Origin of the sequence: Escherichia sp. MOD1-EC5950 (assembly GCF_002965345.1) — a bacterium.
Taxonomy (GTDB): Bacteria; Pseudomonadota; Gammaproteobacteria; order Enterobacterales; family Enterobacteriaceae; genus Escherichia; species Escherichia marmotae.
The window spans coordinates 1-12799 of record NZ_PTSR01000051.1 but is presented as its reverse complement, the minus strand read 5'-3'; the positions used below and the strand labels follow the sequence as shown (position 1 = coordinate 12799).

The following is a 12799-nucleotide window of genomic DNA, read 5'->3' as shown; positions in this document are numbered from 1 at the left end:
GCAAGAATCTGTAGGCCTGATAAGACGCGCGAGCGTCGCATCAGGCATTTGTCACCATTGCCGGATGCGGCGAGAACGCCTTATCCGGCCTGCGAATGGCACGAGAATTGTAGGCCTGATAAGCGTAGCGCATCAGGCAGTCTGGCGTTGGTCATAACCCCATCACCCTCTGTAGCGGACATAACAACATGAAAGAACTTGTGGTCGTTGCCATTGGTGGCAACAGCATTATCAAAGATAACGCCAGCCAGTCGATTGAGCATCAGGCGGAGGCGGTGAAAGCCGTCGCCGATACGGTGCTGGAAATGCTGGCTTCCGATTACGACATTGTGCTGACCCACGGCAATGGGCCGCAGGTCGGTCTGGATTTACGCCGCGCGGAGATTGCCCATGAGCGAGAAGGGCTGCCCCTAACGCCGCTGGCGAACTGTGTGGCAGATACGCAAGGCGGCATTGGCTACCTGATCCAACAGGCGCTGAATAACCGGCTTGCCCGCCACGGCGAGAAAAAAGCCGTCACCGTGGTGACTCAGGTGGAAGTGGATAAAAACGATCCGGGTTTTGCTCATCCCACCAAACCTATTGGCGCATTCTTCAGTGAAACCCAGCGTGACGCATTACAAAAGGCAAACCCTGACTGGCGTTTTGTAGAAGATGCCGGACGGGGCTATCGCCGCGTTGTCGCCTCGCCGGAACCGAAACGTATTGTCGAAGCACCTGCTATTAAAGCGCTGATCCAACAGGGCTTTGTGGTGATTGGTGCGGGCGGCGGCGGCATTCCGGTGGTACGCAGCGAAGCGGGGGATTACCAAAGCGTGGACGCGGTTATCGACAAAGATCTCTCTACCGCGCTACTGGCGCGTGAAATTCACGCCGACATTCTGGTGATCACCACCGGTGTGGAAAAAGTGTGTATCCACTTTGGCAAACCGCAGCAGCAGGCGCTGGATCGCGTAGATATTGCCACTATGACCCGTTATATGCAGGAAGGGCATTTCCCGCCCGGCAGCATGTTGCCAAAAATCATCGCCAGCCTGACGTTCCTGGAACAGGGCGGCAAAGAAGTGATTATCACCACGCCGGAATGCCTGCCCGCGGCGCTGCGCGGTGAAACGGGCACTCATATTATTAAAACGTAAGGACGTAAGATGAAAGAAAGCAATAGCCGCCGTGAGTTTCTGAGCCAGAGCGGTAAGATGGTCACCGCCGCCGCGCTGTTTGGTACGTCTGTGCCGCTTGCCCATGCGGCAGCCTCTGACACAATCCACTGCGAAGCGAACAACACCATGAAAATCACTGACCCGCATTACTATCTCGACAACGTGCTGCTGGAAAACGGTTTTGACTACGAAAACGGCGTGGCGGTGCAGACCCGCACGGCGCGCCAGACCGTGGAGATTCAGGACGGCAAAATTGTTGCGCTGCGCGAGAACAAGCAGCATCCGGACGCCACGCTGCCGCACTATGACGCTGGCGGTAAGTTGATGTTGCCCACCACCCGCGACATGCATATTCATCTCGACAAAACCTTTTACGGCGGGCCGTGGCGTTCACTCAATCGCCCGGCAGGCACCACCATCCAGGACATGATCAAGCTCGAGCAGAAAATGCTGCCGGAGCTGCAACCGTACACTCAGGAGCGGGCGGAAAAACTGATCGATTTATTGCAGTCGAAAGGCACCACCATTGCCCGCAGCCACTGCAATATCGAACCGGTTTCCGGCCTGAAAAATCTGCAAAATTTGCAGGCGGTGCTGGCGCGACGTCAGGCGGGCTTCGAGTGTGAAATTGTCGCCTTCCCGCAGCACGGTTTGCTGCTGTCGAAATCGGAACCCTTAATGCGCGAAGCGATGCAGGCAGGCGCGCATTACGTCGGCGGCCTGGACCCGACCAGTGTTGATGGTGCGATGGAAAAATCTCTCGACACCATGTTCCAGATTGCGCTGGACTATGACAAAGGCGTCGATATTCACCTGCACGAAACCACTCCGGCGGGCGTGGCGGCCATCAATTATATGGTTGAAACGGTAGAGAAAACGCCGCAACTAAAAGGCAAGCTGACCATCAGCCACGCCTTTGCGCTGGCCATGCTCAACGAGCAACAGGTAGATGAACTGGCGCACCGGATGGCGGCGCAGCAAATTTCTATCGCCTCGACGGTGCCGATTGGCACGTTGCATATGCCGCTCAAGCAGCTACACGACAAGGGCGTAAAAGTGATGACCGGCACCGACAGCGTTATTGATCACTGGTCGCCTTACGGCCTGGGCGACATGCTGGAGAAAGCCAATTTGTACGCGCAGCTTTATATTCGCCCTAACGAACAAAACCTGTCCCGTTCGCTGTTTTTAGCCACTGGTGACGTTTTGCCGCTGAATGAAAAAGGCGAGCGCGTCTGGCCAAAAGCGCAGGATGACGCCAGTTTTGTGCTGGTGGATGCCTCCTGTTCCGCCGAGGCGGTGGCGCGTATCTCGCCGCGCACGGCGACGTTCCATAAAGGACAACTGGTATGGGGGAGTGTGACAGGGTGATGTGCATTTGACGCGTTTGTAACGGCGAGCAGGAACCCCAGGGATGGGGGCGCCTGAATATGGCTTTGTTGGCTTTGATTCTCCTGAACATGAGAAATAGTGTGTGGTTCCACTAACCACACAGCAAATCTTACGAGTCGCCTTAAGCATTCGGCAACGCATAACACTTCACCGGTTTACCATCTTTCATTTCCATCAACATGCGGCTGGTCTGTAACGGCTTATCCAGCATATTTTGCTGGAATTGGCCGAACGCCTGACGGGCGTCCTTAATTGCGACTTTTGCGGCATTAAGCGATTGTTGTGCCATTTTCGCAAAATGACTTTATTGGCGTTGGTGGTATTCGTTTTTGTCGGCGTTCAGTAGCAGAGCAACCAGCGTTTCATCGCCCTTAATGTCAATCTCACTCATTTAATTGTCTCGTTGAATAGTGACTGGACGTTATTAGAAGCCGCGCACTCCATGAAAAAGTTTCATCCGTAAGCCCGGCGGCAAAAAATAAAATCCACAATCTTTGTGTCATAAAGCATAAATTTTGTGAATTATTTCCATCAAGCGATTTAAATTTCTTACGCATGTGTTTGATCAATGTTTTTATGAGATATATAACGTTTTGTAGATGTAAAAATCGAGACTTTTCCTATAATGAGCGGGCGGTTTTTTTCCTTGCTGGTGATGTTCTGCCCTGCAAATTTCTTTTCCTTCACTCAAGGTATTTAGATGTTTTCGCTGACTTCGTTCCTCGACACGTTAACCTCTGTTAATCCAGAAAATGTGCCGATTTATGTCGCTATTGTGGTTGGGGTTTTGTTGTTGGGTTTCATTGTCCGTTACGCTATTCCTTCATTTAGGGTTTCAGCACGCTTTAAACAAAAAGCGAAAGCAATTCGGCTACTTGGCAATGAAAAACCGGCACAACAACTCGAAAAATTAGACGCGTTATTCTCTGATAAATTTTTTGCGCACCCCTGGAGCGAATTTAAAGAGTCTCTACATCGCCAGTTTGAGTTTGATGAAAACAGCGGGCAAAAAAAAATTAGCGCCATCCGCTCAACGGCTCCGTCGTCAGCATGGTTTACGGAACCGTTATTAGTCGAAATTCCTCTCTATACAGAAGCGTTTAAACATCTCCCTGGCATCCTGACCGGAATTGGGATTATCGGCACCTTTTCGGGGCTGATGATTGGTTTGCACCATTTTGACCCCAGCACGCCAGAGCAGGTCAGCGCCAGTGTCGCTAACCTTTTACGCGACGTTCTGTATGCGTTTTTAGGTTCGGCATTTGCTATTACGTTCTCTATTCTGGTCACCATGTTTGAAAAATGGCGACTGGCGCAATGTTATAAAAATCTTGAACTCCTTACCGCCAGCATTGACCAGCTTTTTGAAGGCGGCGTCGGTGAAGATTACCTTTCGCAACTTCTTTCCAGTACTAAAGAAAACACCACCCATGCGAGGCAACTTAAGGATGGTCTGGTCACTGACCTGCGTGAAATGCTGCAAAACCTGGTAGATAGCCAGATGCGGGAAAATCAAAAGCTGGCAGAGACATTATCAACGACATATCGCGAGTCAGGCCAACAGTTTGCTGAACAGGTCAGTGGCGCTATTGAAACCAGTCTGAAAAATCCGCTGGATAAAATTGCTGGTGTGGTGCAAACCGCTTCCGGCGATCAGAGCCATCGTGTGCAGTCGATGCTGGAGAACGTCCTGACTGCCTTTATGAGCAAAATGGATAACACCTTTGGTCAGCAGTTCACCACCATGCAGGAGATGATGGGGCGTTCTGTGGAAGCCATTCAGTCGATGCAAAGCGGTTTTTCTACGTTGTTGCAGGATATGCGTCAGGCCGGGGATGACTCACGTCAGGGCAGCGCGCAACTGATCTCTCAACTGTTAAGCGAAATGAAAAGCGGTCAGCAGGAGATGCAGGCAGGGATGAATGAGATGCTGCGTAGTTTGCAGGAGTCCGTTGCCCGTATTGGCGCAGAAGGTGAGGGTGCGGGCGAACGGATGGCACAACAACTGGAAAAAATCTTTGCCGACAGTGAAGCGCGTGAAAAAGCGATGGCGGAACAGATGCGCGCTTTTATTGAGGCTATCCAGTCCAGTGTTCAGCAAGGGCAAAATGAAACCATGGAAAAAATGGCGGCTTCTGTGGATACGCTTGGCAGTCATATGGCAACGCTTTTCGCACAACTGGAAAATGGCCAGCAGCAGCTTAATCAGCAGCAAAATCAGGCGCAAAATCTGCTGATAGGCAATATGAGCAAAGGGGTGGAAGCGCTGACGCAAAACCTGGCGGGTGTATTCAGCCAACTGGAGTCCGGGCAAAAACAGATGAGCCAGATTCAGGAACAAGGGCAACGCGTGCTGCATGAAGAGACTCAGCAGCTCCTGGCACGTAGCGAAGCGCGTGAGCAGGCGGCGGCCGAGCAACAACAACAGTTTATGACGTCGTTACAGCAAACCATGCATTCCAGCCAGGATGCCCTGCGAGAGAAAATGACCAGCGGTATTGATCAATTGGGTAGCCAACTTGGCAGCCTGTTTGGACAACTGGAAGAAGGTCAGAAGTCGCTCAGTCAGCAACAGCAATCAGCGCAGAGTGCGTTGCAACAGGAAGTGCAGCGAATCATTGGTCAGCTTGAAAGTCAGGTTGAGTCGCTGATGCAGATGCTACGTGAACAGCAATCAGCCTCTGGCGAGTTGCTGCAACGGATGGCGCAAAACACCACGCGCCATCTGGAAGAGATACAAACAGGAGCCGACAAAATGCGCGTGGCCGCCGACCGCTTTGAAGCCGCGGGCGATCGCGTTGCCGAGGCTAATCAATTGACCGCCGAGGTGCTGAATAGCACGCAACAGGCAGGGCGCACGCTTTCCGGTGCCAGCGCGGAGTTGGGGGCATTGATTGCTGATTATCGTAATACCCGTGAAGTCGTGGCTAATGCCATAACCGCACTCGAAACGCTGATTAACCGTAGCCATGATGAACAATCATCCCGCAGCCGTTTTGTTGACGATCTGAAGGCGTATTCCGAACGCCTGCAACAATATAACCGCGAGGCTCAGGAGTTCCTGCATAACATTGCCGAGGTGATGGGAACCAGTTTTGAATCCTTTACGACCGGGGTGGAAAACGGCCTGAATCGTTCACTACAGGAGATGGATACGCAACTGACTAAAGCGGCAGGAGCCTTAAGTTCTTCGGTTGAGATTATCGGTGAAAGCGTGGATACGCTGGAAACGGTACTCCGTCATCGTCGCGCGTAAGGAACAGGCTGATGTTTAACCGGGTATTTAATGGCAGGCAACGGCGCAGCGATGAAGCGGAAAAACCCTTCTGGATCTCCTATGCAGATCTGATGACTGCCATGATGGTGTTGTTTCTGGTGGTGATGGTGGCGTCGCTTAGCTCTGTTACGCAGCGAATTCAGCAGGCGGAAGCCGGGGAGAAATCGCGCGGGCATGATATCGCTCGCCTGTGTGAAAAACTTGAACTTCAGGCAAAAAATCTCAACAAGACGATTCAGGTTGACTGCCATGATAACCGTATCAGCTTTGGTGAAGCAGGGCGTTTTGAGCACAATCGCTTTGCGCTTAACGCCGAAGGATTACAGGCGCTACAGGATGTGGTGCCGTTAGTGCTGGAGGCGGCAAATAGCGATGAAGGCAAAAAATGGTTTAAGCAAATTGTTATAGAAGGTTTTACGGATACCGATGGTTCTTATCTCTATAACTTGCATCTTTCGTTGCAACGCTCGGAGTGGGTGATGTGCAGTTTGCTGGATAGCAGAAGCGCGCTACAGCAAAAAATAACCCCGGAACAGCAAGTCCAGATCCGCAAATTATTTCTGGCGGGTGGGGTTTCGTTCAACAATGCGAAAGAGAGCAAAGAGGCCAGCCGTCGCGTAGAACTGCGGATGCAATTCTTTGGCCTGAAAGACAAAAAGCACGATGAAAGCATGGATGTTGTTCCAGGCATTAGCCAGGAAACCTGTCAGCTAGGAATCATGCAATGACTTCCGCTATTGAAAAACTGAAAACCCGCTTACTTCCCTACAGAGAGCAGAACGCGCAGCCGACGGTAAGCCACGCTTTTAACTATCTTCAGCGCGTTATCGCGCAACTTGAGAGAAAGGTAGATGCTCGCGCGGTGAAGATGGTTCCCCCTCTGGAGAAACGCCGACAGGCCATTGCCCGACTGCGTGCGGGGGAGATGCCAAAGCCCTTCGAATGGAAGATGATTTTTTTTGGCCTCAATGATGTAGCAGAAGGCGATCTGTTTGAAATTGCATTGATGGATGATGCAACAAACTTTGCGAGAATTATCGCTGAAATTGAACAAAAAATTGCGCAGCGGCGGTTAACGCGGCGGGAATGGCTGGCGTTATGTACCAGCTACTTTGGTCATGCCAGCGATACGCCAGAAAAGAATCCGCAGTGGCTGCAGCTACGCACGCAGATTGCCCACGGTTTTCAACAACTTAAGGAGAGCGCGCCGCGTCAGATGTCCTGGATGTCGGTCATTGACACCTATAGCGATATTTTTACCGATAATGCAGGGTTTCTTCTCGGACAACAGCTTGGGCGCGGAGAAATAACGGATATTTCGGTGCTGGAGAAAGTTGCGCAAATTCCGCAAACCAGTTGGTTATGGCGCAAAATTGTTAACCACCTGATCAATGAGATTTTTCGCCAGAATGACGATGATTTTCAGCAGAAAATTAATTCGCTTATCGCGTTAAGCCGCCAGCTTACGCGGTTTAAAGATAATATTCTGGCAGCCACTTTGACCCGTTATTATCAGTCGGCTTTTAAACATCAAACACATTTCGAACTCAAGCAATTGGCCCTGGAATATTGGGGAAATCCGCAGTTAACCAGTCGTAATAAAAGCTGGCAGGTTCACGTTGAAAATCCCGTATTACTGATGGTGCAAGGGTGGTTTGCCAAAGACGACCTGAAGCTGTTCTTTGAGTTGCTGAAAGGCAATCGGGATGTTGACCATGCGCGCCTGTTCTACTGGCTACGTTTTGCCAATCAGATGAGCTATACGCGCATTGTGCTGGGCGAAGAGGCGCTGCGATCCAAAGATGCCGATTATGTTGAGTTCAGGGCGAAAAACGCAGGGCGATTAAGCCGCCTGCAAGGCTCTGGTTCACGCGATAACAATGCCATGATTATGCGCATTGGCGATTATCTGTTTGTCGAATTTTCGAAAGTGGGGGCGATGTATGCCTACCATATGGGGAATGCGCCCTTTAATCCGGAAACCGGCATTCTTGATATTGATTATGATCTGAAAGATAAGCGGAATAACCGGCGCAAAGTCCGGTTGCGTTTACCGCATTTGTCGCCGGTATTTCGCTACTCACTCAACCGAATTGAAGGTTGGATGAGCCGATATGACGAAGAACTTCGTAAGTTGGGCATTGATTACGTTGCGGAAGATGTAAATCAGCCCTCTGTCACTTTGGATGCCTCCCGCTTCAATGCGTCAAAGACCGTGAGTCGGCCAGAGCCTGCATCGTTGCCTGAACATGAAGTCAGTGATGCAAAGTCAGACCGGGAAGAGCAAACCAACATCATCGCCTCAGCGTTAAAAGCCAAAAAAGAGCTACCTGGCCGGGAACAGCAAATCCGGGAGGTTATTCGTTCGGTCGATTGTAAAGTGATGGATAAACGAGGGCTGGGGGGCGCAATCCACATTCAGTTCAATGAGCCTGACCATGAAGCGGCGCAAAAATTACTCAGCCTCGGGTTTAAACCGGTGCTGGGTAAATTTACTTACTGGAGCAAATAGTGTTCAAAAAATTGTTGGGTAAATTTATTAAAGAGAATACCTCACTACCCGCTTCATTTGTGCCGCTGTATGTAATGAAAGAGGAGGGCTTTTCTTTCCCCTTTAGTCTTGCTGATAGTGAAGATAACTGGCCTGTCGCCTCATGTCTGGAACAGCTTCATGAGGAAGATTATGTTTCACACTGGTCTGATTGCTGGTTTCTTAGCTGGGATGATTTTTATCGCATCCGGAAAAATGATGACTATGCCAGCAGCCTGGCGATTTTCGCTTTTCCTCCACAGCGCAATCTGACGGCTCATCTTGCTGCAACGGGAAGTATTAGCGATGATACTTTTCGCGTTTTCATTGATAAATGGACGCAGCCCGACGACTATCGCCCCGTCGGAATAACTTGCACGGGAGCCAGTTTTTCCTCTGCGGAAGGCACCTTTGTGTTAAGCGAAGAGAACTGGCAGCTTCTGGACGCACTACAGCAACTCAGATTGCAGCAGCGACAGACGCCGGGCGAAACGGTCAACCAAACCAGTTGGGCTAAAATACGGCGGCAGGCCAAAAAAGCAGGGGCAAAACTGGATGACTATCTCGCAAAAACGATCGTTATCAGGCCAGAATCGTTACAGTTAAAACTGCGAAAATCGCTGGTGGTAGATACTCCGGTACTGGAAATTGAACCGGTTTTTGATGAGCAGCCTGCAAACTGGTTACAGATTTTTGACCGTACGCAACAGGTGCAGGATCGTTACCGTGTTTTAGGGGATGATGGTGTCTTAAATCATGTCATTCTTTCTCCTGAAGTCAAAGACGTCCTGACCTCCGTGCACGCTATTACCGGGCGTCGAGTGGCGGGGGATGATGCGCTCTCATTTGTTCGCAATCCCTACACCTGGATTGGTGAAGAGGCGAGCCAGGTGCTCGATCCTGACGTTTACGAGCAGAATTTACAGGACGCCGGGATCTACTTTTATGATTTTCGTCTGGAGCCGCAGATCGATGAAAACAGGCAAATTGCATCTGTAACGCTTTTTCTCAGCCCCAGAACTGAACAATCCGTGCCGGATGAAACCTATATCTTTAAACGCCCAGGTGAACTGGCGGCGTTGCTCTCTGAACTGGAACAAAAGTTAGCGGCACAACTGCCCGCCGGAGTCTGGCAGGGTTACGATCTGGAGCTTTCCAGATTCAGCCAGGAAGAACTGCAAGGTTATCAGGCGTTGCTTGAAAACTGGCAGCAACAGGCGGCGGGAATGAATTTTACCCACGTTCTCGATCTCAACAAATACAGTGACCGGGTTATCGGGATCGGTGAATTTGAAAAAATCAGTTCGCCTTATCTGGTCAAAAGTGAAAGTGAAAAATGGCTTCCGGAGAACCTTGCGCAAGAGATGTGCGAGGTCATGTTCTCTGGCTGGGATCTCGATAATCATCAACATTTTCAGGAACTGGAAGAGCGGCTGGAAGAGGCAAAAGCCACGGATGCGCCGGAAGTTGCCATGCCCTGGAACGACAACCTTTTGCCTCGCGAAGAAGCAGAAATTTTCCACGATAAATGGAAAAAGAAAATCGATGGCGAAACAAATGATGGCGTAAGCAGTGAACCGGTTAGTCGTGCCGTTCTGCTGATAGAACAAAATATTGAGCAGGCGCTGTATGTTAAACAACGGCGGGATTCCTTGCTCGGCGCACATCAGGCAGAAGTCGAACTGCCGATGATCCTCAAAACGTCCATTCAGCTACGTGAACATCAGCGTAAAGGGGTGGCGTGGCTCCAACAGTTGTATCTAAAGTCGCCAACCGAGACGGCGGGATGTTTACTGGCGGACGATATGGGGTTGGGTAAAACCTTACAGATTTTAACCTTTCTCATCTGGCATCGAGAACGTTTCCCGGATGCGCCCCCCTCGCTGATTGTTGCTCCGGTATCGTTACTCGATAACTGGGAACGTGAGGTCGGGAATTTCTTCCTGCGCGAGCAGGTGTCGATTTTAAAACTCTATGGTAATGAGCTTAAGGCGAAGAAGTGCGCGAAAGAGAGCATTCCTCAGGCACTTAAAAGCAAGGGCATTAAGAACTTACTGCAAAATGACTGGGTGGGTGACGCGCATATTGTTCTTACTACCTACGAGACGTTGCGCGATCAGGAATTTTCCCTGGCTCGTCAGCCCTGGTCCATAATGGTGTGCGACGAAGCGCAGAAAATCAAAAATCCGGCGGCATTAATAACCCAATCGGCAAAAGCCATTCAGGCGCAATTTAAAGTCGCATGTACCGGAACACCAGTCGAAAACACCCTTGTCGATCTGTGGTGTTTATTTGACTTCGTTCAGCCGGGGTTGTTGGGGGCTTTAAATAATTTTGGTAAAGATTATCTGCGCCCCATTGAGCAACAGAATGATAATGCTGTCCTCGAATCGCTACGCAAATTAATAGAACCGCAGACACTGCGCCGCACCAAAGAAGAAGTAGCGAAAGATCTGCCGGATAAGATTGAAGATCAGTACTGTAAACAGTTGAATATGCTGCCATTGCAACGGGATCTCTATACCCACTCGGTTGTAAGCTGGCAAAACCAACAGGAGATCAGCGAAGGGCTGGATCAACGAGGCTCAGGTATGCTGGGGTTGCTGCATCGGTTGAAACTTATTTGCGCATGGCCTTATTCCGTAAGTGCAGATTTGCGCTTACGTAACGATGCTCCGAAAGTAAAATGGCTGCTGGAGACGTTAAACACCATTCGCCAGTCATCTGATGACAAAGTGATTATTTTTACGGAACTGCGCGATATTCAACGAGAGCTGCAACATCTGATTGCGCAGAATTTTGGCTTTAAGCCTTTTATTATTAATGGTGATACCAGCACCAAATCTGGCAGTGACCAAAATCGTCAGAGCCTGATCGATGCATTTCAATCAACGCCAGGTTTTAACGTTATTATTTTATCCACCATCGCCGTTGGGTTTGGCGTCAATGTCCAAAAAGCGAATCATGTCATCCACTTTACCCGCTGTTGGAATCCGGCGAAGGAAGATCAGGCGACTGACAGAGCCTACCGCATTGGGCAGCAGAAAGATGTTTACGTCTATTATCCGACAGTGCGTGATAGCCAGTTAATGACTTTTGAAGAAACGCTGGATGAATTACTGAACCGACGCAGAGCGTTGGCCAGAGATATGCTCAAAGGGGCAAGCGATCTGACCGCCGCAGATTTTGAAGCGGTGCTGGCGGGCGCTCCCCCGGCATAGGGAACGCAATGGTTGATGACAAGACCTAAAAGAGTGCGAAGTTGCCCCCTTCTATAACCCTGAATATGCCGGGGCAGGGCAAGTCAACTGACAGGGATTCGGTGTTGCTTGGTTTATGAATAATAAATATATTTTGTGAATGTATGAGTTGACATTTATATGAAAAAAATCATAATTCCATCAAGTTTGCATGGGGCGCTTTCTGTATCTTATGCATCGCACCAAAGCCTGACAGCGAATAATACTGTAAGGCTCATATCAAAAACCGCCATTAGCTCATCAGGAAGAGCAGACGACAACCAGGATTGTTGTATGGTACGGGGTTCGAGGCCTCGATGGCGGTCCAACTTCTCAATTAAGTTGATGACCTGGATATACCATTATCAGCTCATCGCTGTGTTAGCCCTTCATAAATCAGCCGTAGCGCGAAGACACCGAGAATTGCACCAATAATCCGACTGGCGACATGCTGCATACGCCCATATGCGCGACGCACGGTCGGTAAAGAAAACGCCTGGCTAAGAAATACACGCCAGATAACAGACGCGAGCACAATTCCTGCCCAGGCCATTAAACGCGCCCAGGTCGGCGTTTCTGCATTTAACGTCACTGAGAAGATACTGATAAAAAATAAAACTGTTTGTGGATTAGAGAGATCGGTAATTAATCCACGGCGGAAAAATACATACCACGGGGCACTAAGGGGCTGTTGTAGCGCGCTCATCTGTGGTGTTGATTGTCGGCGCATACTGTTCCAGGCAAACCATAAGAGATAAGTGCCGCCGACGATTTTAATGAGTGAGAAAATCTCTTCACACTGGGTAATGAGCGTTGCCATTCCAAACAACCCCAGCCCGGAATAGATGGCATCGCCCAACGCGACACCAAGCCCGGTGAGTACGCCCGCGCGACGGCCTGAAGCCAGACTGGTTTGAACCACGACAAAGAGATTTGCCCCGGGATTAAAAAAGGTGATAACGAACAGTCCAACGGTCAGGTAAACGGCGTGCAAAGGAACCATAGTGATTTCACTCATAAATAAGCTGAATTAACTTCATCATATTTATAGTAAAAATGACTGAATGCGAGCGCGATCACAAAGAACGCGGATCTAAAAAGAGTGCCACCTGTACGCGACAGGTGGCAAAGTGGCATCAAAAGAGATATTTCATACCCAGCATTCCCTGGGTATCGCTGTAACCGTTGTCACCCAACTGCT

Annotated in this window: 8 protein-coding genes and 1 pseudogene; 7 read left to right on the top strand and 2 right to left on the bottom strand. The window is 50.0% G+C overall.

The features are described from left to right. Positions 1 to 188 precede the first annotated feature (188 nt). A complete protein-coding gene (locus BEA93_RS23415; RefSeq protein ID WP_000661655.1) occupies positions 189 to 1139 on the top strand; it encodes a carbamate kinase family protein in 951 nt (316 codons plus the stop codon). 9 nt (positions 1140 to 1148) lie between these two features. Further along, a complete protein-coding gene (locus BEA93_RS23410; protein WP_001515825.1) occupies positions 1149 to 2531 on the top strand; it encodes an amidohydrolase family protein in 1383 nt (460 codons plus the stop codon). A 142-nt stretch (positions 2532 to 2673) separates the two neighbouring features. On the opposite strand, the gene BEA93_RS23405 is transcribed toward BEA93_RS23410, so the two are convergent. Further along, entirely contained in the window at positions 2674 to 2841 is a 168-nt protein-coding gene (locus BEA93_RS23405; RefSeq protein WP_010377087.1) for a hypothetical protein, read from the bottom strand. A 411-nt stretch (positions 2842 to 3252) separates the two neighbouring features. Here BEA93_RS23405 and zorA1 point away from each other — a divergent pair, with 411 nt between their 5' ends. From zorA1 to BEA93_RS26410, 5 genes and pseudogenes are all read left to right on the top strand, one after another. After that, a complete protein-coding gene (gene zorA1 / locus BEA93_RS23400) occupies positions 3253 to 5808 on the top strand; it encodes a type I Zorya anti-phage system protein ZorA1 (protein WP_105224960.1) in 2556 nt (851 codons plus the stop codon). Between the two features lie 11 nt (positions 5809 to 5819). Further along, positions 5820 to 6557 (top strand): type I Zorya anti-phage system protein ZorB1, encoded by a 738-nt coding sequence (gene zorB1, locus BEA93_RS23395; protein ID WP_000483326.1) that lies wholly within the window; start codon positions 5820 to 5822, stop codon positions 6555 to 6557. Further along, the gene (zorC, locus tag BEA93_RS23390) at positions 6554 to 8341 is read left to right on the top strand and encodes a type I Zorya anti-phage system protein ZorC (protein WP_085448719.1); all 1788 of its coding nucleotides are present in this window, start codon (positions 6554 to 6556) and stop codon (positions 8339 to 8341) included. The genes zorB1 and zorC overlap by 4 nt, the downstream gene beginning before the upstream one ends. Continuing rightward, positions 8341 to 11580 (top strand): type I Zorya anti-phage system protein ZorD, encoded by a 3240-nt coding sequence (zorD, locus tag BEA93_RS23385; protein WP_001515829.1) that lies wholly within the window; start codon positions 8341 to 8343, stop codon positions 11578 to 11580. Before zorC ends, zorD begins: the two co-directional genes overlap by 1 nt. A gap of 179 nt (positions 11581 to 11759) precedes the next feature. After that, positions 11760 to 11934 (top strand): annotated as a pseudogene (locus BEA93_RS26410) (hypothetical protein); the annotation flags it as partial. A 34-nt stretch (positions 11935 to 11968) separates the two neighbouring features. Here BEA93_RS26410 and BEA93_RS23380 read toward each other — a convergent pair. Beyond that, a complete protein-coding gene (locus BEA93_RS23380) occupies positions 11969 to 12601 on the bottom strand; it encodes a LysE family transporter (protein WP_123057421.1) in 633 nt (210 codons plus the stop codon). Positions 12602 to 12799: the final 198 nt, after the last annotated feature.